The organism is Pseudomonas sp. CFBP 5748, from assembly GCF_053850495.1.
On sequence record NZ_JBSPTN010000008.1, the window covers coordinates 90,689 to 114,321 of the forward strand.

23 protein-coding genes are annotated in these 23,633 nt (G+C 60.4%); 12 read left to right on the forward strand and 11 right to left on the reverse strand.

The genetic code is table 11. The annotated features are described in order from the left end of the window. Positions 1 to 97 precede the first annotated feature (97 nt). Positions 98 to 799 (forward strand): hypothetical protein, encoded by a 702-nt coding sequence (locus tag ACWNZ1_RS19255; RefSeq protein ID WP_256454277.1) that lies wholly within the window; start codon positions 98 to 100, stop codon positions 797 to 799. Here ACWNZ1_RS19255 and ACWNZ1_RS19260 read toward each other — a convergent pair. Continuing rightward, complete coding sequence (locus ACWNZ1_RS19260) at positions 764 to 1,585, reverse strand: IclR family transcriptional regulator (RefSeq protein ID WP_256454278.1); 822 nt, start codon at positions 1,583 to 1,585, stop codon at positions 764 to 766. The genes ACWNZ1_RS19255 and ACWNZ1_RS19260 overlap by 36 nt on opposite strands. Before the next feature lie 151 nt (positions 1,586 to 1,736). Between ACWNZ1_RS19260 and hmgA the strand changes: the two genes are divergently transcribed. From hmgA to maiA, 3 genes are read left to right on the forward strand one after another with little or no spacing between them, the layout of a single operon-like run. Further along, positions 1,737 to 3,041 (forward strand): homogentisate 1,2-dioxygenase, encoded by a 1,305-nt coding sequence (hmgA, locus tag ACWNZ1_RS19265; protein WP_135843753.1) that lies wholly within the window; start codon positions 1,737 to 1,739, stop codon positions 3,039 to 3,041. Positions 3,042 to 3,044: 3 nt separating this feature from the next. Further along, complete coding sequence (gene fahA / locus ACWNZ1_RS19270; RefSeq protein ID WP_280944697.1) at positions 3,045 to 4,349, forward strand: fumarylacetoacetase; 1,305 nt, start codon at positions 3,045 to 3,047, stop codon at positions 4,347 to 4,349. A gap of 10 nt (positions 4,350 to 4,359) precedes the next feature. Then, positions 4,360 to 4,995 carry a maleylacetoacetate isomerase gene (gene maiA, locus ACWNZ1_RS19275; RefSeq protein ID WP_256454280.1) on the forward strand — a complete coding sequence of 212 codons (636 nt, stop codon included), beginning with the start codon at positions 4,360 to 4,362 and terminating at the stop codon, positions 4,993 to 4,995. A gap of 191 nt (positions 4,996 to 5,186) precedes the next feature. On the opposite strand, the gene ACWNZ1_RS19280 is transcribed toward maiA, so the two are convergent. Further along, positions 5,187 to 5,990, reverse strand: a complete 804-nt coding sequence (locus ACWNZ1_RS19280) for a SirB1 family protein (RefSeq protein ID WP_256454281.1) — start codon at positions 5,988 to 5,990, stop codon at positions 5,187 to 5,189. A gap of 186 nt (positions 5,991 to 6,176) precedes the next feature. On the opposite strand from ACWNZ1_RS19280, the gene ACWNZ1_RS19285 reads away from it, so the two are divergent. Next, positions 6,177 to 7,196: a Glu/Leu/Phe/Val dehydrogenase family protein gene (locus ACWNZ1_RS19285; RefSeq protein WP_135843757.1), complete on the forward strand. Its 1,020-nt coding sequence runs from the start codon at positions 6,177 to 6,179 to the stop codon at positions 7,194 to 7,196. Between the two features lie 7 nt (positions 7,197 to 7,203). Here ACWNZ1_RS19285 and ACWNZ1_RS19290 read toward each other — a convergent pair whose 3' ends face one another. Further along, positions 7,204 to 8,409, reverse strand: a complete 1,206-nt coding sequence (locus tag ACWNZ1_RS19290; RefSeq protein WP_256454282.1) for a benzoate/H(+) symporter BenE family transporter — start codon at positions 8,407 to 8,409, stop codon at positions 7,204 to 7,206. Between the two features lie 321 nt (positions 8,410 to 8,730). On the opposite strand from ACWNZ1_RS19290, the gene ACWNZ1_RS19295 reads away from it, so the two are divergent. Then, the gene (locus ACWNZ1_RS19295) at positions 8,731 to 10,119 is read left to right on the forward strand and encodes an aminotransferase-like domain-containing protein (protein WP_135843759.1); all 1,389 of its coding nucleotides are present in this window, start codon (positions 8,731 to 8,733) and stop codon (positions 10,117 to 10,119) included. Between the two features lie 79 nt (positions 10,120 to 10,198). On the opposite strand, the gene ACWNZ1_RS19300 is transcribed toward ACWNZ1_RS19295, so the two are convergent. Beyond that, positions 10,199 to 10,459: a YebG family protein gene (locus ACWNZ1_RS19300; RefSeq protein ID WP_012722374.1), complete on the reverse strand. Its 261-nt coding sequence runs from the start codon at positions 10,457 to 10,459 to the stop codon at positions 10,199 to 10,201. Positions 10,460 to 10,763: 304 nt separating this feature from the next. On the opposite strand from ACWNZ1_RS19300, the gene ACWNZ1_RS19305 reads away from it, so the two are divergent. Next, entirely contained in the window at positions 10,764 to 11,264 is a 501-nt protein-coding gene (locus ACWNZ1_RS19305) for a phosphate-starvation-inducible protein PsiE (protein WP_135843761.1), read from the forward strand. Here ACWNZ1_RS19305 and ACWNZ1_RS19310 read toward each other — a convergent pair. Continuing rightward, the gene (locus tag ACWNZ1_RS19310; protein WP_135843762.1) at positions 11,261 to 11,578 is read right to left on the reverse strand and encodes a DUF3509 domain-containing protein; all 318 of its coding nucleotides are present in this window, start codon (positions 11,576 to 11,578) and stop codon (positions 11,261 to 11,263) included. The two genes, ACWNZ1_RS19305 and ACWNZ1_RS19310, sit on opposite strands and share 4 nt — an antisense overlap. Positions 11,579 to 12,074: 496 nt before the next feature. On the opposite strand from ACWNZ1_RS19310, the gene ACWNZ1_RS19315 reads away from it, so the two are divergent. Then, the gene (locus tag ACWNZ1_RS19315; protein ID WP_256454283.1) at positions 12,075 to 12,485 is read left to right on the forward strand and encodes an HPF/RaiA family ribosome-associated protein; all 411 of its coding nucleotides are present in this window, start codon (positions 12,075 to 12,077) and stop codon (positions 12,483 to 12,485) included. A gap of 164 nt (positions 12,486 to 12,649) precedes the next feature. On the opposite strand, the gene ACWNZ1_RS19320 is transcribed toward ACWNZ1_RS19315, so the two are convergent. Next, entirely contained in the window at positions 12,650 to 13,525 is an 876-nt protein-coding gene (locus ACWNZ1_RS19320) for a helix-turn-helix domain-containing protein (RefSeq protein ID WP_256454284.1), read from the reverse strand. Between the two features lie 140 nt (positions 13,526 to 13,665). Here ACWNZ1_RS19320 and ACWNZ1_RS19325 point away from each other — a divergent pair, with 140 nt between their 5' ends. Beyond that, positions 13,666 to 14,568: a DMT family transporter gene (locus tag ACWNZ1_RS19325; protein WP_135843765.1), complete on the forward strand. Its 903-nt coding sequence runs from the start codon at positions 13,666 to 13,668 to the stop codon at positions 14,566 to 14,568. Positions 14,569 to 14,613: 45 nt separating this feature from the next. On the opposite strand, the gene ACWNZ1_RS19330 is transcribed toward ACWNZ1_RS19325, so the two are convergent. The 5 genes from ACWNZ1_RS19330 to norR all read right to left on the reverse strand — a co-directional run bounded on the left by ACWNZ1_RS19330 (position 14,614) and on the right by norR (position 19,735). Further along, positions 14,614 to 15,585 carry a 2-hydroxyacid dehydrogenase gene (locus tag ACWNZ1_RS19330; RefSeq protein ID WP_135843766.1) on the reverse strand — a complete coding sequence of 324 codons (972 nt, stop codon included), beginning with the start codon at positions 15,583 to 15,585 and terminating at the stop codon, positions 14,614 to 14,616. Between the two features lie 259 nt (positions 15,586 to 15,844). Then, a complete protein-coding gene (locus tag ACWNZ1_RS19335; protein WP_256454285.1) occupies positions 15,845 to 16,594 on the reverse strand; it encodes a YkgJ family cysteine cluster protein in 750 nt (249 codons plus the stop codon). A 79-nt stretch (positions 16,595 to 16,673) separates the two neighbouring features. Continuing rightward, entirely contained in the window at positions 16,674 to 17,000 is a 327-nt protein-coding gene (locus tag ACWNZ1_RS19340) for a beta-ketoacyl-[acyl-carrier-protein] synthase family protein (RefSeq protein WP_135843768.1), read from the reverse strand. A gap of 104 nt (positions 17,001 to 17,104) precedes the next feature. Continuing rightward, entirely contained in the window at positions 17,105 to 18,007 is a 903-nt protein-coding gene (locus ACWNZ1_RS19345; protein ID WP_135843769.1) for a chemotaxis protein, read from the reverse strand. 171 nt (positions 18,008 to 18,178) lie between these two features. After that, positions 18,179 to 19,735, reverse strand: coding sequence for a nitric oxide reductase transcriptional regulator NorR (gene norR / locus ACWNZ1_RS19350; protein WP_280944698.1), 1,557 nt, complete (start codon positions 19,733 to 19,735; stop codon positions 18,179 to 18,181). 151 nt (positions 19,736 to 19,886) lie between these two features. Here norR and hmpA point away from each other — a divergent pair, with 151 nt between their 5' ends. The 3 genes from hmpA to cyoA all read left to right on the forward strand — a co-directional run bounded on the left by hmpA (position 19,887) and on the right by cyoA (position 23,633). Continuing rightward, positions 19,887 to 21,068 (forward strand): NO-inducible flavohemoprotein, encoded by a 1,182-nt coding sequence (gene hmpA / locus ACWNZ1_RS19355; protein WP_135843771.1) that lies wholly within the window; start codon positions 19,887 to 19,889, stop codon positions 21,066 to 21,068. 320 nt (positions 21,069 to 21,388) lie between these two features. After that, the gene (locus tag ACWNZ1_RS19360) at positions 21,389 to 21,898 is read left to right on the forward strand and encodes a disulfide bond formation protein B (protein ID WP_135843772.1); all 510 of its coding nucleotides are present in this window, start codon (positions 21,389 to 21,391) and stop codon (positions 21,896 to 21,898) included. A 787-nt stretch (positions 21,899 to 22,685) separates the two neighbouring features. Beyond that, complete coding sequence (cyoA, locus tag ACWNZ1_RS19365; protein WP_256454288.1) at positions 22,686 to 23,633, forward strand: ubiquinol oxidase subunit II; 948 nt, start codon at positions 22,686 to 22,688, stop codon at positions 23,631 to 23,633.

Consider the following 23,633-nt stretch of genomic DNA (forward strand, 5'->3'; position numbering starts at 1 on the left):
TCTTACATTTGTCTTTTTACAGTAAGGGGTTGGGCTGATGTATAACTGAGCCGACGGATCGAACAGGACGTTCGACCATGACATGACAAGGACGTATATGAACACTCAGTTATTTTCTTCTTACTCCGAAAAACTGCGGGCACTGAAGAACACTCGCGTGGATTTTGCAGTGCAGGTGTTGTTGGGACGTTATCTGGAAGCACTGGGCGTCAACCCGCTGCACACTTATCTGAATACATTGGCGGATTTTCCGAAGCCCGAAGTTGGAACTTCCGAAACCCTGTTCGATGAAACGCTGGCCTGGGTTGAAAAACAGCGGGCGCCCCACTACACGCAAGGCATCAGTAACGTTTTCAGCAAGCGTTATTCCTTTGCCGCTGAAGATCGTGTCAAGGCGCTGGATTTAATAGCGTTTGAAAAAGTTGTCGCGGAGATCGTCACCAGCCTGACTGAAAAACCTTCAATGGATTTATCCCGGCGTTCCCTCAAGCCTTTATCCGTTGAAGATCTTCATGGCGCACTGAAAGTGCACTTGCCCGGCGTCGATCTGGATAAAGTCTACGTCACCGGTTTTGTGACCCATGACTCGGGTGAGCGGGTGGTGTCTTCTTCTCAAGCGCTGGTCGACTATCTACTGGACCATTTCAGCAATAATGATATTCCCTATCACTGCACAGGTGATCACCAGGCTATTTATATGGTCGCCTTCAGCGACGAAGAACGTTATCTCCACCCGCGGCTGGCCCCCGCTCACCTCAACGATCTACTGATCAGGATTGTTCCGGATTTGCTCGTCTGATCCTGGACCTGCTTCATACCCCATCCGCCAACTCACGGCGCGGGTCGCCGTCAGCAGTCGTTGCGCCGCCGGGCCGTGCTCGTCGGCGTGGAACAGCGAGGTCGGGCCGACGATGGTCATGACGGCCGTCACCTGACCGACGGCGTTGAATACCGGGGCGGACAAAGCGTCCACCCCGGGCATCAGCAAACCGTGCACATGATGCAGGCCACGACTGCGGATCTGCTCGCACAGGGCGGCATAAACCTTATCGTCGGCCAGGGCATGGCGGCTGGTGCTGTTCACTTCCTGCTCACGCAACCCGATGGTCTCGCGCTCCGGCAAATAGGCACTGAAGACCAACCCTGTGGACGAGCTGAGCAGCGGCAATACCGAACCCAGTTGCGTCACCACGGTCACCGCCCGCACGGCAGGCTCGATGCGCACCACGGTCGCGCCATGATTGCCCCACACCGCCAAAAAACAGGTTTCGTTCAAGTCATCGCGCAACTCGGCCAGGGGCAGGGCGGCCACTTGCAGCACGTCCATGCCGTTCAATGCGGCCAGGCCCACGCGCAAGGCCTCGCGACCCAGGCCGTAGTGGTTGGTGGCGCTGTTCTGCTCGGCAAACCCGCTGGCGATCAAGGCCTGCAGGTACCGGTGAACCTTGCTCGCCGGCATTTGCACGTGTTCGGCCAGGCGCGACAGTGACGTGGAGGGGGAGAGTTCGGCCAGGGCCTTGAGAATGTCGGTGCCGACTTCGGCCGAGCGAACTTTCTGTTTACCGTTGTTGGGCGGGGTTTCCATGGAGGCGCTGGGTCCAGAGGCGAATGGGCGTCTTTATAGCTTGACGGTCGCTGTCGAGCAAATTACGTTATGCGTAATTGGATTACGATAAAAATAACCCGGTGCGCCTCAAACTTTCCGTTGAGTGACGGGCCGCATCTCAGGAGGCTCCATGAACCTCGATTCCACAGCGTCGGAGCTGGTTTACCAGTCCGGCTTGGGCAATGAGTTCGCCAGCGAAGCGCTGCCCGGCGCACTGCCCGTCGGCCAGAACTCCCCGCAAAAAGCCCCGTACGGTCTCTACGCCGAATTGTTCTCCGGCACCGCATTCACCATGACGCGCAGTGAAGCGCGGCGTACCTGGATGTATCGCATCCGGCCGTCGGCCAATCACCCGGCTTTTGTCAAGCTGGAACGGCAACTGGCCGGTGGCCCGCTGGGTGAGGTCACGCCCAATCGCCTGCGCTGGAACCCGCTGGAGATTCCCGCCGAACCCACCGATTTCATCGACGGGCTGGTGCGCATGGCGGCCAATGCTGGCGCGGACAAACCGGCCGGCATCAGCATTTTTCACTACCGGGCCAACCGCTCCATGGAGCGGGTGTTCTTCAATGCCGACGGTGAGTGGCTGATCGTGCCGCAGCTGGGACGGCTGCGGATTGCCACCGAGTTGGGTGTGCTGGAACTGGCACCGCTGGAAATTGCCGTGTTGCCCCGGGGCCTGAAGTTTCGTGTCGAGCTGCTCGATCCACAGGCCCGCGGTTACCTCGCCGAGAACCATGGCGCGCCGCTGCGCCTGCCGGACCTCGGGCCTATCGGCAGCAATGGCCTGGCCAATCCGCGGGACTTTCTGACCCCGGTCGCTCATTACGAGAACCTCGCCCAGCCGACCACGCTGGTGCAGAAATTCCTCGGTGAGTTATGGGCCTGTGAACTGGATCATTCGCCCCTCGACGTGGTGGCCTGGCACGGTACCAACGTGCCGTACAAATACGACCTGCGCCGCTTCAACACCATTGGCACGGTCAGCTTCGACCACCCGGACCCGTCGATTTTCACCGTGTTGACCTCGCCCACCAGCGTCCCCGGCCTGGCCAACCTCGATTTCGTGATCTTCCCGCCACGCTGGATGGTGGCGGAAAACACCTTTCGTCCGCCGTGGTTCCATCGCAACCTGATGAATGAATTCATGGGCCTGATCCAGGGCGCCTACGACGCCAAGGCCGAAGGTTTCCTGCCGGGCGGGGCTTCCTTGCACAGCTGCATGAGCGCCCATGGCCCGGACGGTGAGACCTGCACCAAGGCGATCAATGCCGAATTGGCACCTGCGAAAATCGACAACACCATGGCCTTCATGTTCGAAACCAGCCAAGTCCTGCGCCCGAGCCGTTTCGCCCTGGACTGCCCGCAACTGCAAACCGACTACGATGCTTGTTGGGCCTCGCTGCCTGTCACGTTCGACCCGACCCGGAGATGACCCATGACTCAACTTTCCCCTGCCCGTAGCTGGGTCGCCTCCGCCAACGGCCATGCCGACTTCCCCCTGCAAAACCTGCCGCTGGGCATCTTCAGCACCGACGGCGGTGCGCCCCGTAGCGGCGTGGCGATTGGCGAGCAGATTTTCGATTTACAGGCCGGGTTGCAGGCGGGCCTGTTTGACGGCGCGGCGGGCGAAGCCGTCGAGGCGATGAAGGACGGCCAGTTGAATGCATTCTTCGACCTGGGCCGCAGCGCCCGGGTGGCCTTGCGTGAACGCTTGCTGGAACTGCTGCGCGAAGACAGCTCGCTGCGGGGCAAGATCGAAGCCCAGGGGGCGAAACTGCTGGTCCGCGCAGCCGACTGCCAGATGCACTTGCCGGCCAAGATCAATGACTACACCGATTTCTACGTCGGTATCGAGCACGCGCAAAACGTCGGCAAGCTGTTCCGTCCCGACAATCCGCTGTTGCCCAACTACAAATACGTCCCCATCGGTTATCACGGCCGCGCCTCGACCATTCGCCCGTCCGGCACCGATGTGCGCCGTCCCAAGGGCCAGACCCTGCCGGCCGGCCAGACCGAGCCGACTTTCGGCCCGTGTGCGCGGCTGGATTATGAGCTGGAACTGGGCATCTGGATCGGCAAGGGCAATGCCTTGGGCGAACCCATCGCCATCGGCGATGCCGCCGAGCACATTGGTGGTTTCTGCCTGCTCAACGACTGGTCGGCCCGGGACATCCAGGCCTGGGAGTACCAGCCGTTGGGGCCGTTCCTGTCGAAGAGTTTCCTGACCAGTATTTCGCCATGGGTCGTGACGGCCGAAGCCCTTGAGCCGTTCCGTCGCCCGCAACCGGCGCGCCCGCAAGGCGATCCGCAGCCACTGCCGTATTTGCTGGACAAGCGTGACCAGGCCGCAGGGGCATTCGATATCGAGTTGGAAGTCCTGTTGCTGACCGAAACCATGCGCGAGCAGAACCTGCCGGCCCATCGCCTGACCCTGAGCAACACCCAGTACATGTATTGGACCGTGGCTCAGATGGTCGCCCACCACAGCGTCAACGGCTGCCAGTTGCAGGCCGGTGATCTGTTTGGTTCGGGCACCTTGTCGGGGCCTGAAAACGGTCAGTTCGGCAGCCTGCTGGAAATCACCGAGGGCGGTAAAAAGCCGATCGAGCTGGCTTCTGGCGAAGTGCGTAAATTCCTCGAGGACGGCGACGAAATCATCCTGCGGGCCCGCTGCCGGGGTGAGGGCGTGACCTCCATCGGCTTCGGCGAATGCCGCGGCAAGATCTTGCCGGCGCGTTGAGGGGCAGGGCATGGAACTCTATACCTACTATCGTTCCACCTCGTCCTATCGGGTGCGCATCGCCCTGGCGCTCAAGGGCCTGGATTACCAGGCCCTGCCGGTCAACCTGATCGCTGTGCCTGGGGGCGAGCATCGCCAGCCGGCCTACCTGGCGATCAATCCCCAGGGACGGGTACCGGCGCTGCGTACTGACGAAGGCGCGTTGCTGGTGCAGTCGCCCGCCATCATCGAATACCTGGAGGAACGTTATCCACAGGTGCCGCTGCTCAACGCAGACCTGGTGGTGCGGGCCCATGAGCGCGGCGTCGCGGCGTTGATCGGTTGCGACATTCATCCGCTGCACAACGTCAGCGTGCTCAACAAGCTGCGGCAGTGGGGCCACGATGAAGCCCAGGTGACGGAGTGGATCGGGCAGTGGATCAGCCAGGGGTTGGCGGCGGTCGAGCAGTTGATTGGCGACCAAGGTTACTGCTTCGGTGCCGCGCCAGGAGTGGCGGATGTTTACCTGATCCCACAGTTGTATGCGGCCGAGCGGTTCAATGTGTCTTTGCAGGCGTGCCCGCGGATCCGTCGCGTTGCGGCGTTGGCGGCTGCGCATCCAGCGTTCCAACAGGCGCATCCGGCGAATCAGCCCGATACACCTTGATCGCCCATCAGTTATTCCTGTGGGGTTCCGGGGTGTGCGCGAATCCTGCAATCACCATAAACCCCTGTGGGAGCTGAGCTTGCTCGCGATAGCGGTGTATCAGCTTGCATCAATGTTGACGGAGTCACCGTCATCGCGAGCAAGCTCGGCTCCCACAGGTGTGATGAACAGGCAATCTCCACCCCACCGGTTCAATGCACAACCGAATTCGGTGGCAGATGCCCCAGCCGCTCCGTCAATCGTATCCGCTGGATCGGGTCTTCGCTGAGCATCAGCGCGTGCTCCAAGTCGAATCGTTCGGCGTTGGGGCAATCGAGGCGCTGGTACAGGCTGGCGCGGGCCAGGTAGTCGGCGGCGCTGGCGTTGCCCAGTTCCAGCACCCGTTCGGCGTCGATCAGCGCCGCGATGTAATCGTCGTTCGCCAGATGCAACTGGCGCAGATTACGCGACAGGCGTTGGAGCATCTGCATCGGCTCGGCGTTGACCAGATGTTCAGCTTTGAGCGGCATGTTCGCGCCGTATTGGCGTTGCAGCAATTCCCGGCAGTCATTGGGGTACAGCCGACGCCCGCCACATGGATCGAGCAGATGGTCGGCCCCGGGTACTTTCAGCAGGAAATGGCCGGGGAAATTGACACCGACCATCGGAATTTCCAGGCCTCGGGCCAACTCCAGGGCAATCAGGCCCAGCGCCAGGGGTTGCCCACGTTTGCGGGTGAGCACTTGGTTCAGCAACGCCGCACGGGGGCGCAGGGGGGTGAAATCGTCCTGGGCGAACCCCAGGTCATTGAGGCGTCGCAACAAGGGCTGGCCCAATTCACTGACAGGCAGCAACGGCAAGCCATGGCTGACCCGCTGTTGCAGCTCCTTGAAATCCTTCAGCAAGGCCGGTACGTCCACGTCGCGATCGTGTTCGGCAGCGATCCATAACGCCGCTTCGAACAGCGCCGGTGGCGAGCGGTGCAGGCAATCAAAAAAGGCTTGGCGCGGTTTCATCAAACTCTCCGGGCTATGTCCCGTTTTAGCTCTGTCACGGATTTTCGTCCAGTCTCGCAAAGATGCGGTGACAGGTTATGTCCAAAAAGACTGACGACCCTGGCGACTTATTCCGGCTCGCTCCAGCAATTTTCAACTGCACGCCTATACTGGCGAAACAAACAAAAGTGATTCGGGAGCCTTTCGATGTTCGCTCTCATGCAAAGCTCCCGCCTTGAATCGCTGCACTTAAGCGTAGACCCGATGACCGGGTTGAAGGCGGTGATTGCCATTCATTGCAGCCGTCCCGGGCCCGCCCTGGGGGGGTGTCGTTATCTTGCCTACCCCGACGACGAAAGTGCCGTGGTCGACGCCGTGCGCCTGGCCCAGGGCATGAGCTACAAGGCCGCCCTGGCCGGTCTACCCGTGGGTGGCGGAGTGGCGGTGATCATGCGCCCGGCCCATGTCGAAAGCCGGGCGGCGTTGTTCGAAGCCTTTGGTCGCTGCATTGAGCAACTGGACGGGCGCTACATCACCGCCATCGACAGCGGCACCTCGGTGGCCGACATGGATTGCATTGCCCAGCAGACCCGCCATGTCACCAGCACCACGGCCTCGGGCGACCCCGCGCCCCACGCGGCGATGGGTGTATTTGCCGGCATCCGTGCCACGGCCATGGCCCGCTTGGGCAGCGATAACCTGGAAAGCCTGCGGGTGGCAATACAGGGGCTGGGCAATGTCGGCTATGCCCTGGCCGAACAGTTGCACGCGGCGGGCGCCGAACTACTGGTCAGCGACATCGACCCAGGCAAGGTGCAATTGGCGATGGAGCAACTGGGCGCCCATCCGATCGCCAACGATGCGTTGCTCAGCACGCCATGCGACATCCTCGCCCCCTGCGGCCTGGGCGGTGTGCTCAACAGCCAAAGCGTGGCGCAACTGCGCTGCTCGGCCGTCGCCGGCTCGGCCCATAACCAGTTGAGCAACCTGCAGGTGGCGGATCAACTGGAACGGCGCGGGATACTGTATGCACCGGACTATGTGATCAACTCTGGCGGCCTGATCTACGTCGCCCTCAAGCATCGCGGCGAAGAGCTGCCGACTATCACCGCGCACTTGTCGAAAATCGGTGCGCGACTCACGGAAGTCTTCGCCCACGCCCAGGCAGAAAAACGCTCACCAGCCCGGGTGGCCGATGAGCTGGCGGAGCGTTTGTTGTACCGATAAAAACCGGTCAGGGTCGGCTGCCCTCAGCGATGGCGGCTGTTTGGCTTTGGCGGGTCCAGGTCAGCACGAAATGCGCCACGAGGCCGAAGATCAAGCCCCAGAACGCGGCGGCCAAGCCGAGAAAACTCATGCCCGAGGCCGTCACCAGGAAGGTGATCAGCGCCGCTTCCCGTTGTTTTTCGTCGGCCATTGCCCCCGTCAGGCCGGCACTGATCGCGCCGAACAAAGCCAGGCCGGCGAGGGACGCGATCAGTTCTTTGGGGAGCGCGGAAAACACCGAGGCCAGGGTCGCGCCGAAGATGCCCATCAGAATGTAGAACACCCCGCAGGCAATCCCGGCGATGTAGCGTTTGTCGCGGTCTTCGTGGGCTTCGCGACCGGTGCAGATCGCTGCGGTAATGGCAGCCAGGTTCAAGCCGTGGGAGCCGAAGGGTGCCATCAGGACCGAACCAATCGCGGTGACCGAAATGATCGAGCGCGCCGGCGTGCTGTAGCCCGCGGTGCGCAACACCGCCATGCCCGGCACGTACTGGCCGGTCAGGGTCACCAGTGCCAGTGGCAGGCCAATGTTGATGATCGCGTGCCAGCTCCATTCAGGGCCGATGAAAACCGGCTGGGCCACGGCGATGGTGATCGAGCTGCTGTTGAGTTCACCAAAGAAGGCGGACACCGCGCAGCCGACAATCAGTACCGACAGAATCGCGTAGCGTGGCGAAAAGCGTTTGAAGATCAGGTAAGACGCAATCATCGCCAATACCAGCGCCGGTTGCAGCTGGATCGATGTGAACAGTTCGGCGCCAAAGCGAAACAGAATGCCCGCGAGCATGGCGGCGGCGATGGCTTTGGGCAGGCGACTCATCAGCTTGTCGAACGCTCCGGACAAACCGACCACGGCAATGATCACCGACGCCACTACGTAGGCGCCGATGGCCTGGGGCAGGGTGACGCCGGGCAGCATCGACACCAGCAACGCCGCGCCCGGTGTCGACCATGCCGTAATCACCGGAACCCGCAGGCGCCAGCTCAAGAACAAGCCAGTGATCCCGCTGCCGATGGAGATGGCCCAGATCCACGAGGACACCACGTCGTTGGGCAGGTGCGCTTGCTTGGCTGCCTGAAACACGATGATCAGCGGGCCGGCATAAGAAATGATCACGGCGATAAAGCCCGCAATCACGGCTGACAGGGATAGATCCTTTCTGAGTGTGTCCATGATGTCTCGACTTGGCGCGGCAGGTCGCGCGGTGATCAGGGAGGGATTGAGTCGATTGATTCGATTCATTATCAGTGTATTTGAAAGGATTGGGTTGATTCAATTGAGGAAATGAACGTTTTACTTGTTCTCTCGGTTATTTGATATTAGTCAATTGATTTATAAGGATATTATTTTTATCGGATCTTTTGTCATGCCTGGGGTCGAATTGATGAATCGAATCAATCGACTCAATTTTTTGGTCTGATCGATTTATTAGGCGTTTTACCACCCTGTGATATCCTCGGATGTTCATCATTTCTACGATGGCAGCGATCATCCATGTGGGTTCCCCAGCTAAGCGAGTTCAACCAGCCGGTGTATTTATCGATTGCCGATGCGTTGGCGCGCGATATCAGCAACGGTGTGTTGAACGAAGGTGATCGACTGCCGACGTTGCGGGAGCTGGCCACTGCCCTGAGTGTCACGCCGGGCACCATCAGCCGGGCTTACAGCGAAGCTCATCGGCGCAGGCTGGTGCAGGGGGAAGTGGGACGTGGCACTTACGTGCTCGGCCAGAAGCCTTTGGAGCCGCTGGCGAGCAACAGCGCCGCGCCGCTGAATCTGGGACACGCCGAATTACTCGACCTTTCAATCATCAAGCCGTCCAGCGAAACCCTGGAATACTGGTTGCGCGATGCGCTGGTGGGCATGGCCAAGAGCACCGATTTCGCCCGCGCCCTGGATTACGCGCCGGACGGTGGCCATCCCGCGCATCGCGAAGCGGGCGCGCAGTGGTTGCGTCATGCGTTGCCTGACGCGCAAGGGCAGCAAGTGGTAATCACCGCCGGGGCCCAGCATGGCTTGATGGTTGCGATGAGCGCCCTGACCAGCGCCGGTGACCTGGTGCTTTGCGAGGCGCTTTGCTACCCCGGCATCATTTCCCTGGCCCATGGCCTTGAGCGCCGCCTGCGTGGCGTGCCAATGGACGACGAAGGCATCATCCCCGACGCGTTGCGCGAACTGTGCCTGCGGGAGAAACCGGCGATGCTGGTCTGCGTGGCGACCTGCCAGAACCCGACGACGGCGATCATGTCACCAAAGCGCCGGGCCCAGATCGCGGCGCTGGCCGAGGAGTTCGACTTCATCATCCTGGACGATGACATTTACGGCTTCCTTGCCACCGACCCGTCGATCAAGCCGCTGTCGGCGTTTGCCCCGGATCGTTCGGTGTACCTGACCAGTCTGTCGAAGGCGGTCATGCCGGCGCTTCGCATCGGCTATCTCTATAGCCCGCCGAAACTGTTGTCCCGCCTGAGCTCGATGGTGCGCAGCAGCGTCTGGATGCCGTCACCGTTGACCGCGCAACTGGCCAGCAATGTGATTGGCGAAGGCCTGGACAAAAAACTGATCCGTATCCAGCGCAACGAAGCCGCCGGACGGCAAGCGATTGCCCGGGAAATCTTTGCCAATTTCGAACTCAAGGCCCAGCCATATTCGTATCACGTCTGGTTGACGCTGCCCGAGCCTTGGACCAGCGACGAGTTCACCATGCTCGCCCGGGCCAACGGTGTATTGGTGCTCAGTGGTACCCAGTTTCAGGCTGAGCGGTCCGGGAGCACCCGTTGTGTGCGACTGGTATTGATGTCGCCCACCAGCCAGGACGAGCTGCGTTTTGCCCTGACTAAGCTGGCCAGCCTGATCGATTCCGATCCGCGCCGTTATTACTAAAAAAAATCGCAGCCTTCTACAGCTCCTACCTGGAATACACCGTGTAGGAGCTGCCGAAGGCTGCGATCTTTTTTAAAGGTTATTCAGCCGGAGCATTGAGCAATTCGGACAAGGCGTCCGGCTGGCTCTTGAACGCCTTGGCGAACACATCGCGATTCTTCGCCATGTAGATCCCGGCTTCTTCCACCTGTTGCTCACTCAGCGATGGAACGGCTTTTTGCAACACTTCGGCCAGCAATTCGGCGAGTTCCAGCATTTTGTCATGACGGTCAGCTTCGGCTTTATCCATGAACAAGCGCTCCAGATCTCGGCTGCTGCGGTATACCACTTCGACGGCCATTCACCACCTCACATGCCTTCACATTGGTTGTCTGTGTGACTACTGTATTTATATACAGGCAAAAGAATAAGCGAATCCTCTGCCTTTGGATAGTGGCTTTTTAATGTAGACCGATTTCGGCATGTGAGGGCAAAGCTTGCGTGGGAGCAAAGCTTGCTCACGATAAGCCCCATGACGCTCACAAAAGTGTCGAATGCTATCCCATCGCCATCTCACCCCAGCCGCTGGCCTTTTTTCTGCATGCAGAACAACCGTCACGTCCAACCCGCATCATCCGGTCGAGTCGACCTAAGGAAACTACATCGTGAAAATAAACTGGGCCGAGAACCTGCGCCAGAATGTGCATCAACTGGCGGAGTCCCTGGGAAACCTGTTCGTCGAGACCTTCCACTACCTGGCGTTGTTCGCCATTGGTGCGGTGACCGCCTGGGCGGCGGTGATGGAATTCCTGCAGATGATCGAAGCGGGGCACATCAAGATCGATGACATTCTCTTGCTGTTCATCTATCTGGAATTGGGCGCGATGGTCGGGATCTACTTCAAGACCAACCACATGCCGGTGCGGTTTCTGATCTATGTGGCGATTACCGCGCTGACTCGCCTGCTGATTTCCAACGTCTCCCACCACAGCCCGCCGGACCTGGGAATCATCTACCTGTGCGGTGGCATCCTGCTGCTGGCGTTTGCGATTCTGGTGGTGCGCTACGCCTCGTCGCAATTCCCTTCGGTCAAGATCGAGCACCCGCACCGTAAGGTTGGCGCGGGTTCCAGTGAGCATGCCGAAGTAGAGAAGGGCGAAATCTAGAGGGTGACGGCGGAAGACGCCGGGCCCTGCGTGCGCGGTGGTGGCAGCTTGATGTTGTCACCGCCGGTCATGGCTTCGAGGATCGCCACGGCGCTGTGGCCCTGTTCGATGGCGATGCCGAACTGAATGCTTTGCACCAGGCGCTTGAGCCGTTCCGGATCGTTGCGCTGCTGGGCGCTGATCATGCGTTTGGCGACAATGCGCCCACTCTTGGACAGGGTCAGCATGATGCTGCCGTCCAGGCCCTGGATGCTCAGGTTGATTTGATACTGCGGCGCAAAAGCGTCGGTAATAATCTGAAAAGGGTTGTCCATGATGCGTCACCGCCTGATTGAACGTGCAGTTGTTGACCGGCCGCGATCGGGATTAGTTCGCAACATCGGACCATCGGCCATTCCATGATCGTGTTCATCCAAGCCTGGCAGGCGACGGATCAAAGGATCGCAACCTGCGGCAGCTTCCTAGGGGAGTTAGCAAGGGGCATGCCGGAAAAACTGTCGGACAATGATCGCGGTACTTAAGCGCCGAACGCTCTGGAATGCGGCTGGTGTGGCTGCCCGTTTCGGGGCAATAACGAACGGATGTTCGTTGACGGTGCAGGGCGGGAAGGGGATTTGCGAGGGATAAGCAAGGCGAGGCAACTCCCGACATTAACAGCGCTTTTGCTCGTTGTCCGGCTTTATTTGCAAATCAATATTTATCTTTTTTCAGGGGTTGAATTGTTCTTCTGTCAGCCCGACTCTGTATTCAAGGGGCCGTTGCATCAACGTCGACGGCCCCCGGCGAGCTAGCTGAAATAAGGGATGAACTATGCAAATCCAAGTCAACAGCGATAACCATATTCAAAGCAGCATCCGACTGGAGGAGTGGGTACGTACTACCATCGAAAGCACGCTCGAACGTTATGAAGAGGACCTGACACGGGTCGAGGTTCATTTGCGTGATGAGAACGGCGACAAGCCCGGTCCCCACGACCTGCGTTGCCAGCTTGAAGCGCGGCCAAAGGGCCACCAGCCGATTTCCGTGACGCACAAGGCCGATACGCTGGAATTGGCGATCGAAGGGGCGGCCACCAAACTGGAAAACGCCCTGGAGCACTTGTTCGGCAAACTGCGTGGCAAACGCGCTGTCATTGCTGCACCGAGCGATTCTGTAGCCTTGGCCGATGCGATGCTGGAAGAAGAATTCCTGGAGAACGAACGGGCTGCGCTTCACGGCTGAAACCTCGTTCCTTTTTAAATTCCTGACTGAAAACGGGCCTGCATTTGCAGGCCCGTTTTGTTTTTATCGATCCGGTGTGGTGAGCAAGTGAGCGGTGCCTGGAAGCATGCGATCAATGTGGGAGCGAGCTTGCTCGCGATGGCGATCGCCGGGGCAGTACCGTCCTAGCGCAAAAACGCCTGCCGATACTCCCCGGGCGTTGCCCCCAAGGCCTGGCGGAAGCGATTGGTGAAATGGCTGGCGCTGGCAAATCCACAGGCCAGCGCCACATCGCCCAGCGGTTGTGCAGTGCTGCGCAGCAAGTGCCGCGCGCAGGCCAAGCGTCTTGCCAGCACATATTGATGGGGCGGCAGCCCGAAGCTCTCGCGGAACATCCGCGCAAAGTGATACTCGGACAACGTGCACAGCGCCGCCAATTGCCCGAGGCTGATGGCGTCGGCCAGATGGCTGTCGATGTAGTCCACCAGCAACCGCCGCTGGTGAGCGGCCAGTCCACCTTTGAGGCGCAGCCCCTGGCGCAGGCCAACCTGGCTGAGCAGCAGATGGTTGAGCAGGTCGTGGGCCAGGCTGGTGGTCAGCAGGCGTTCGCCGGGTTCGTCCCAGTTCAACGCAATCAACTGGCGAAAGCGCTGTGCCTGTTGCGGATCGTCGAGGAAAGTCGCCTCGCACAACTGCACTTGCCGGGGTTCGCGGTCCAGCAGCGTGACGCAGCCGAGGGCGAATTGTTCGGGGCTGAAGTACAGGTGGGCGAGGCGAATGTCGCCGTTGATGACCCAGGCCGACTCATGCCCGGCCGGCAGGACGCAGAGTTTGTCCGGTGCGCCGGTGGTGTCGGGCCTTTCGCGGCGAAACGTGCCGGTGCCGCCGGCGATGTAACACGACAGCGTATGGTGGGTCGGCGCCTCATAGTCCTGGGCGTCGTGATGATTGCTCCACAAAGCGGCCGCCATGCCGTCCCCGAGCTCGGCGCTGTGCTCCAGACGAGCATTGGGCGAACTGTTGAGGGCCTGGAAGACTTGCAGGGTTTGCAGTGTGGGCATGATCGGTTCTCTCTAACGCCTTGCATCCTACTCCGTCGCTGTGCTCGTGCCAGCCTGCAAGTCGACAAAACCGCAAGTTTACGCAAGCGCCCGGTGAGGCGGCGGCGTGACACTGGACGCCATTGTCAGGAGTCATCGCCATGAACCTCTCGTTGTACCTGCTTACCGTGCTCATCTGGGGCACTACCTGGATCGCGCTGAAACTGCAGTTGGGCGTCGTTGCCATCCCCGTGTCGATTGTCTATCGCTTCGGCCTCGCGGCGCTGATTCTGTTTGCAATGCTGTTGCTCAGCCGGCGCCTGCAGGTGATGAACCGGCGCGGCCATTTGATCTGTGTAGCCCAGGGCCTGTGCCTGTTCTGCATCAACTTCATGTGTTTCCTCACCGCCAGCCAGTGGATTCCCAGCGGATTGGTCGCCGTGGTGTTTTCCACCGCCACGCTTTGGAACGCTTTCAATGCCCGAGTGTTCTTCGGCCAGCGGATCGCACGCAACGTGCTCTTGGGCGGCGCCTTGGGGTTGCTCGGGCTGGGGCTGTTGTTCTGGCCAGAGGTGGCCGGCCACAGCGCGAGCCCGCAGACGCTGCTCGGGTTGGCGTTGGCGTTGCTGGGGACGTTGTGTTTCTCGGCGGGCAACATGCTCTCGAGCCTGCAACAAAAGGCTGGCCTCAAGCCGTTGACCACCAATGCCTGGGGCATGGCCTACGGTGCGACGATGTTGGCGGTGTGGTGTGCGTTTAAAGGCATCCCGTTCGACATGGAATGGAATGCTCGTTACGTCGGCTCGTTGTTGTATCTGGTGATCCCGGGTTCGGTGATCGGCTTTACCGCTTACCTGACGCTGGTGGGGCGCATGGGCCCGGAGCGGGCGGCGTATTGCACGGTGCTGTTTCCGGTGGTGGCGTTGAACGTCTCGGCGTTTGCCGAGGGCTATCAATGGACCGCACCGGCGCTGGCCGGGCTGGTCCTGGTGATGTTGGGGAACGTGCTGGTGTTTCGCAAGCCGCGACCAGTGGCAGCGAATGTCGTGCTGGGTGCGCGTTGAGACTTGGCGTCTAGCGGTAATCCCGTGGTATCCGCGTAAGAGGGGTTACTTCCAGACCTGCGGGTTGACCAGGTTCTGCGGTCGCTCGCCCATCAATGCACTGCGCAAGTTAGCCATAGCAAGATTGGCCATGGCTTCGCGGGTTTCGTGGGTCGCCGAGCCGATGTGGGGCAGGGTCACGGCGTTCTTCAGTTGGAACAGCGGCGATTCGGCCAATGGTTCTTTCTCGTAGACATCCAGCCCGGCACCGCGGATACGGTTGTTCTGCAAGGCTTCGATCAACGCCGGTTCATCCACCACCGGACCACGGGAAATATTGACCAGGATAGCGCTGGGTTTCATCAGGGCCAGTTCACGCTGGCTGATCAGATGACGGGTCTTCTCACTCAGGGGGACCACGAGGCAGACAAAGTCCGCTTCGGCCAGTAACTGATCCAGCTCGCGAAATTGGGCGCCCAACTGGTTTTCCAGTTCGGTCTTGCGGCTGTTGCCGCTGTAGATAATCGGCATGTTGAACCCTAGCCGGCCACGCCGGGCAATGGCCGCACCGATGTTACCCATGCCGACGATACCCAGGGTCTTGCCGTGTACATCGCTGCCGAACAGCTGTGGGCCGACCGTCGCCTGCCATTGTCCGGCCTTGGTCCAGGCGTCCAGTTCAGCGACGCGCCGGGCGCTGCTCATCAGCAAGGCGAACGCCAGGTCGGCGGTGCTTTCGGTGAGCACGTCGGGGGTGTTGGTGAGCATGATCCCGCGTTCATTGAAGTAGGCCAGGTCGTAGTTGTCGTAGCCCACCGACACGCTGGACACCACTTGCAGGTTCGCGGCGCCTTGCAGTTGCTCGCGGCCAAGCTTGCGACCGACCCCGATCAGCCCGTGGACGTGGGGCAAGGCTTCGTTGAATTGCGCGTTGATGTCGCCGTTCGACGGGTTTGGCACGATCACGTCGAAATCCTGCTGCAGGCGCTCGACCATCTTGGGTGTGATACGGCTAAAGGCAAGTACGGTTTTTTTCATCGCGGAAGGCTCATCGGGCAAGGAATACCAAGCACGCTAACATTCCTGGTGAGGATTAGGCGAGAGGGGGGGCGACTGGATAGCGCAAATTCCACCTGTGGGAGCGGGCTTGCTCGCGAAAGCGGTCTGGCATTCAACATCAATGCAAGCTGCCCCGACGCCTTCGCGAGCAAGCCCGCTCCCACATTTGCTCTGTGGTGGGCTTTGATTGTGTGAGTGCTGCAATTCCCACAGGGGGGCTACTTCATCCTTTGGTTATCTACGCCGCCCGCAGCGAAATAAACGCGTAGTTGACCGGTACTTCAGTGACCACGCGCGCGCCGCTGGCCAAGACCTGGCTGGCGATGTCGTCACCGGACAAGTGGAACTGCCATTCACTGGCTTGTTGCGCCAGCGGTTGCGAGCGGAGCTGATCGAGGGTCGCGGCGAAGGCGGTCATGTCCGGCAGATACGCGGTAAACCCGTCGCCCTTCAGCGCGGTGGTGTGAATGCCCAGCGAAGCGCAGATGCGCTCCTTGACCTGGATGTCTTCACGATCGGCCTGGCGTGAGCGTTCGATCAGCTGTGCCAGTTCCCGATCGACCAGTTCACCGCCGAGGATCAATTGCGGCCCGGTCTCCCAGGATTCCGGCGGGCATTCTTTCGCGGCGATATTAAGAGGGATGTGCGGGTTGATTTCCATTGGATAGATGCGGCACACCAACGGCCGGCGTTCGTAGATGCGGCAGAGGTTTTCATCGTCAAGATTTCGGCAGCGGCCGGTGTTATAGGCGGCGAAAGTGATCGCCACGCGGGCTTCGGTAGTGCCGCTGCGGACCACCGCTGAACGGCGCTCGGCGTGTTCGCGTTGTGCCGCCGGCAGGCCGAGGCCATTGGGCAGGAACGCCTCCACCAGGACAATCACCTGGCCGCCGTCGTCCGCCCACATGCGGGCCTCATCGAGGGTCAGGGGGACGTGGTGATCGGTGCAGCACTTGCCACACCCTACGCAGGAAAACGTTGTGTTCATTGAGCGACCGGTCGCAGAAGGCTGGAAAACGGCGACAGAAAAACGCCGTGATCAACCTGCGAAGCAAGTTATGCGCCACTCATTGGGCGTCATTGGCCGGGCGGATCGAGTCCCACTCGGTCACGTAGGCGGTTTTGGTTTTTTTGCGGTAGAGGCACAACTCGGTACCGGTCGCGCCTTTCATGTGTTTTTGCGGGTATTGGCCCTGCAGCAACAGCGCGGTGTAGCCCACCCGGTCATCGAATTGCGCAGCGGTGCCCACCGGTTCGGCGCTTTTCAAACCGCTGGCCTTGAGGCAACTGGCGAGCGCGGCTTTGTCATGGGCGGCCCAGGCGTCGGGGCTGGAGGCATGGGCTTGGAAGGCCAGGGCGGTGAGGCCAAGGAGGATCAGCGCGTGGGGTTTCATCAGGAGTGTCCTTGTTCTGGGAAGCCAGGACAGGAGTATGCCTGAGGTTTGCCGGGTGACGATCAACCCCATGCTGGCGCGTGGGATCGATCGTCAGGCACGGATCAGTGACCCTGCTCGGCGACGGCCTTGGCGGCCGTGATCAGGCACTTGGTCAGTTCCGGCGAGGAGAACTTGGTCAGTACACCGTTGGCACCGGCCAGCCGGGCTTTTTCGCTGTTCATGGCGCTGTCCAGGGAGGTGTGCAGCAGCACGTAGAGGTGGGCGAAGTCCGGGGTCTCGCGCAGGGTTCGGGTGAGGGCGTAGCCGTCCATTTCCGACATTTCGATGTCGGAGACGATCAGGTTGATCTGCTGTTCGGTGCCCTGCAGGTCCAGCAGGCACTCGATGGCTTCCTTGGCGCTACGGGCGGTGTGGCATTGCAGGCCCAGGTTGCGCAGGGTGTAGACCGATTGTTGCAGTGCCACCTGGCTGTCGTCGACCACCAGGATCCGTGCATTGCCCAGTACCTCGGCGTCTTCCATGCTCAGTTCGGTCGGCGCGGTTTCGATCTGTGCCGGGGCGATGCCATGGATGACCTTTTCGATGTCCAGCACCTGCACCAGCGTGCCATCCACCGAGGTCACGCCCGTGATGAACGCACGCACACCGCCGGAACCGTAGGGCGGTGGTTTGATGTCGGTGGTCAGGCAATGCACGATCTTGCTCACGGCCTGTACATGCAGGCCCTGCTTGGACCGGCTGACGTCGGTGACGATCAGGCAGCCGCCGTCCGGATCTTCCAGTGGCCGCTCGCCAATGGCGCGGCTCAGGTCAATCACTGACAGCGAAGTCCCGCGCAGGGTGGCAATGCCTTTGACGTGCGGGTGCGACTCCGGCAGCTTGGTCAGGGGCGGGCAGGGAATGATTTCACTGACCTTGAGCAGGTTGATTGCCATCAGCTTGCCGCTGCGCAAGGTAAACAGCAGAAGCGAAAGTGAATCTGCGCGGGCTTTGTTGGAAGACATAAAAACCTTCTGTGGAAAAAGGTGGGGCGAGCGCTGGGATCGCCAAAACAGCTTGTGATATTGGGTTATCGACTTGTCGGGGGCAGGCTTTAGGACGAAAGCTGTCGATGGCCGGGATCGTTGTAACAAGGTCCTTATGAAGAGGTGGCTTTTGTGGCGAGGGCTTTGCTGTTACTTGAGCCCCAGCCGCCTGGCCATCCGCCCCAGATTCGCCCGATCCAGCCCCAATTCCCGGGCGGCGCTGGCCCAGTTGTGCTGGTGGCGTTCCAGGCTGGCGCCGATCAGCCTGCGCTGGAAGTCGTCCATCGCGTCGCGCAAGTCTCCCGTGACCCCGTCCAAGGTCGGCACAGGGCTCGCAGATGAAGGCGCTGGAGTGTCCTCGGCGGCCTGGGGCAAATCCAGATCCTGGGCGCTGAGGCTGAGGATTTTCGGGCGCACGGCGCAGTTGCCCAAGGCTTTCAAGGCGCTGCGGCCGATCAGGTGCTCCAGTTCACGGACGTTGCCCGGCCAGTCATAGGCCAGCAGCGCGGCCTGGGCGTCGCTGCTCAGGCGCAGGCTGTTAAGGCCCATGCGCGAACGGTTCTGTTCCAGGAAGAAGCCGCTGAGCAGCAGCACATCGCGCCCGCGATCGCGCAACGCTGGTACCTGCAACGGATACACACTGAGACGATGGTAGAAATCGGCCCGATAACGTCCGTTGCGCACTTCCTCGGCGAGGTCGCGGTTGGTGGCCGCGATCAGTCGCACATCGACGCGATGTTCCCTGTCCGAGCCCAGACGTTGCAACTGGCCGCTCTGCAACACGCGCAGCAACTTGGCCTGGACGGTCAGGGACAGCTCGCCCACTTCATCGAGGAACAGCGTGCCGCCGTCGGCCAGTTCAAACTTGCCGCGACGGTCGCTCGTGGCCCCGGTGAATGCGCCGCGGACATGACCGAAGAGTTCGCTTTCCACCAGGGTGTCCGGCAGCGCGGCGCAGTTGAGGCTGATGAGGGGCTGTTCGGCGCGCTTGGAGGCGGCGTGGATGGCTTGGGCGACCAGTTCCTTGCCAACCCCGGTTTCACCCGTGATCAGCACTGTCAGGTCGCTGCCGCCCACAAGCTTGATCTCTTCCACCAAGCGTTTATGGGGCTTGCTCTGGCCAATCATGTCGCGCTGTTGCTGGCCGCTGGCCTGGCGATAGACCTCGGCACGGCGGTGTTCGTCCTCGGCCTTCAAGGCCAGGCGCTCGATGCGTGCGGCGGCGCTGACCGTGGCGGCGGCGAGGCTGGCGAAAGCTTGCAGGGCGCTCAGGTCGATGGGTTCGAAGCTTCCCGGGTCCAGCGAGTCAAGCGTCAGCAGGCCCCAGGGGCGCTCGTCGACGAACAATGGGCAGCCCATGCAATCGTGGACTTCCAGATGCTCAGCGAGGCCTTCAACCAAGCCGTCGTAGGGATCAGGCAAGTTGCTGTCGGCGGCGAAACGGGTGGGCAGCGGGTTGGCCAGCAAAGCCGCGAAGCGCGGGTGTTCGCTGACGCGGAATCGGCGACCCAGGGTATCGGTGCTCAAGCCGTCCACTGCCAGCGGCACCAGGCAATCGCCATCCAGGCGCAACAACGCCGCGGCATCACAGGGCAGCAGGGCGCGCAAGGCGCCGAGCAGGCGACGATAACGCTCGCCTTCGGGCAGTTCTCGGGAGAGGTCGGCCACCAGGGGCAGCAAGGCCGTCAGCAGGGAGGTTGCGGTCATAATGACTCCATGTAGTCGTAATGACTATAAGTTGCGTCGTGTCGATATGACTACACATTATTTAAGTAATTGATAATAAACATAAAAATTTATGGCATGGAATCTGATACAGCCTGTGGACTGTTATCTGTAACACGCCAGGAGTCACTCTATGCTCAGTCGAGAAGAACGCGCCATTATTCGCTCCACGGTTCCATTGCTGGAAAGCGGCGGGGAAGCGCTGATTACTCACTTCTATCGCATGATGCTGTCCGAATACCCGCAGGTGCGCCCGCTGTTCAACCAGGCTCACCAGGCCAGTGGCGATCAGCCGCGTGCGTTGGCCAACGGTGTGCTGATGTATGCGCGGCACATCGATCAGCTTGATCAACTGGGTGACCTGGTGGCGAAAATCGTCAATAAGCACGTTGCCTTGCAGATCCTGCCGGAGCATTACCCGATTGTCGGTTCGTGCCTGCTGCGGGCGATTGCCGAGGTGCTGGGCGAAGAGATCGCCACGCCTGAAGTGATTGCCGCTTGGGCCGCTGCCTATAATCAGTTGGCCGATATCCTGATTGGCGCCGAAACTGGCATGTATGAACAGAAAGCCGCAGCGCCGGGCGGTTGGCGGGGCGAGCGCGAGTTCATCCTGGTGGCCAAGGAACAGGAAAGCTCGGAGATCACCTCGTTCTATTTCGAACCTGCGGACAAAGGTCCGATTCTGGTGGCCGAGCCGGGCCAGTACATCGGCATGAAGTTGCTGCTCGATGGCGAGGAAGTGCGCCGCAACTATTCGCTGTCGGCCCTGGCGGATAACGGTCAATACCGCATCAGCGTCAAGCGCGAGGCCGGTGGGCGGGTGTCCAACTACCTGCATCATCATTTCCAGATCGGCAGTAGCATCCAGTTGTTCCCGCCGAGCGGGGATTTCTACCTGACGGCCAGCGACAAGCCGTTGGTGTTGATCAGTGGCGGTGTCGGCATCACCCCGACCCTGGCGATGTTGCAGGCGGCGCTGCAAACCGAGCGGCCGGTGCATTTCATCCACTGCGCGCGCAACGGCCGCGCCCATGCCTTCCGTGGCTGGATCGACGAGTTGGCCGAGCGGCATCCACAGCTCAAGCGTTTCTACTGCTACGACGAAGACGACGGCCTGAGCCCGGCGGCTGACAAGGTGGGGTTGTTGAGCCAAGAGCAACTGGCGCAATGGCTGCCGGAACAGCGCGACCTGGACGCCTATTTCCTCGGGCCGAAAGGCTTCATGGGGGCCGTCAAGCGTCACCTCAAGGCCCTGGGCGTACCGGACCAGCAGAGTCGTTACGAGTTCTTCGGGCCAGCGGCGGCGCTGGAATAAAAGCAGCGGTGAGCCTGGGAAACCGGGTCGCCTTCATCGCGAGCAAGCTCGCTCCCACAAGGGATTTGTGCGGGACGCCAATCTTCCAAGCGCCCCGGGACGAATGTGGGCGCGAGCTGCAGGCTCGATACCCCTCCAACTGCCTCCTCCCCTTGCGCGCAAAATTAATCCGCACTTAACCCTCCTGCGGTTTATTTCCAGCCAATGTTGCCGACCTCCGCTCGTTCACTGTCATGGTCAGCGTGTAGACTTCGGCTATCCGATAGCGCGCCGGGTGTCGCCAGGCTGCGCGTCAATCCATGCCTACAAAGGGAAACGCAATGAGTGAGGAAATGCTGCGCTTGGGCCGTGAGCGGCGCTATCTGGTGCTGCTGGGGCTGATCTGCCTGGCGCTGATCGGCGGCGCGCTGTACATGCAGGTGGTCCTCGGTGAGGCGCCGTGCCCGCTGTGCATCCTGCAGCGCTATGCGCTGTTGCTGATCGCGATTTTTGCCTTCATCGGCGCGGCCATGCGCACCCGCACCAGTCTGACGATTTTCGAGGGCCTTGTGGTGCTTTGCGCCCTGGCCGGCGCCGCCGTGGCGGGGCATCACGTGTACACCCAGTTCGTCCCGGCGGTCAGCTGCGGTGTCGACGTGTTGCAACCGATTGTCGACGGTCTGCCGCTGGCGAAGATCTTCCCGCTGGGTTTCCAGGTCGATGGCTTCTGCTCCACGCCGTATCCGCCGATCCTCGGTCTGTCCCTGGCGCAATGGGCACTGGTGGCTTTCGTACTGACCGTGGTGCTGGTGCCGTTGCTGGTGTCCCGTAACCGCAAACACCTTCGCTGAAACACCACAGGCAAGCGCCCCGGTTCTCTTCTGGAGAGCCGGGGCGTTTTGCGTTCAGTCCCGGGATCGATCGGCCTTGATCCGGAGCAAGAATGGCCTGCGACAATGTGCGACATGTTGTCACATATCTTGCGCCCCACGCCCATCCCAAGTGCGGATAAACGCCTCATCCTGTAACAAAAAAACAGCCGGGATCGTCCCGATTATCGAAAGCCGCTCCTCGTGGAACAGGCATTTTTAACAGCGAAGCGCCAGACGGCTCAGCCCCCGAAAAATGGGCCTTTGGCGGGAAAAAAAACCTCATCCTAATCCCCTCGGGCTGTCTAAAACGGGCGTAGTAGGCTTATATTTTTTGGGGTTCTTGTTGAGAATGAATTTCGATAAGATGCCGTCCGGTTGCACTAACGGCCAGGGATTGTTGCCGGATCGGATAAAAATTATTTCGGGATGAGTCATGGTCTACAGCGCCTCAGCTCACTACAATCGCCCGCACCGAATTTCCGACCCGGCTCAGGCTTGAGCACGAGGTGGTCGAAGGGCGCCAGCGCCCCATGCGACCCCAGGTGTCGGTGCCTCCAACTACCCGCACCAAATGGAATTGGGCTTGAACTAGGCCTTTGACCAACGAATAAGAACTCACTGCTGGCCCAGGATGTGTCGAGCGGCGTCTGACTGACGTTCGATGGGCAGCCCTTATTCAATCCAAGAAAATGCCAACCCTTGGCAGGGTGAAGTGTTGGCGATCAAAACCCAACTGCATTGCGCAAGCTGCTTTAGAGGTCGTGAGATGAGTAAAAACAGGTACCCCCGATTACTAGGCTTGTTGCCGCTGCTCGGCACGTTGCTGCTGGGAGGCTGCAACATGACCCTGCTCGATCCCAAGGGCCAGGTCGGCCTGGATGAACGAAACCTGATCATCACCGCCACGCTGCTGATGTTGCTGGTCGTTGTGCCGGTTATCGTCATGACCTTCCTGTTCGCCTGGAAGTACCGCGCGACCAACACCAATGCCCCGTACACGCCGAAGTGGTCGCACTCGACCAAGATCGAAGTCGCGGTGTGGACGATTCCGGTGCTGATCATCATTGCCCTGGGTTACATCACCTACAAGTCGACCCACGCCCTGGACCCGTATCGTCCGCTGGATTCCGACGTCAAGCCGATCACCATTGAAGTGGTTTCGATGGACTGGAAGTGGCTGTTCATCTATCCGGAACAAGGCATCGCCACCGTCAACAAGATCGTGTTCCCGGCCCACACGCCGATCAACTTCAAGGTCACCTCCGACACCGTGATGAACTCGTTCTTCATCCCGGGCCTGGGCGGCCAGATCTACGCGATGGCGGGCATGCAGACCAAGCTGCACCTGATCGCCAACCAGAACGCCGAACTCGACGGTATCTCCGCCAACTACAGTGGCGCGGGCTTTACCGGCATGAAGTTCAAAGCAATCGCCACGACCCAGGAAGATTTCGACGCCTGGGTCAACGATGTCAAGAAGGCACCTAAACAGCTTGAAAAAGCTGAATACGAAGCCCTTTCCAAACCGAGCCAGAACAACCCAGTCGAACTCTACTCGTCGGTCACGCCGAACCTGTTCCAGACCATCATCGACAAATATGAAGGGATGAATCCGGGCAAGCCGATGCACCACGAGGAGAAAGAGAAGGAAGTGGCCCACAACATGGAAGGGATGGACATGAGTTCGCATTCAGCTGCCGGGGCAGAGGAGTAA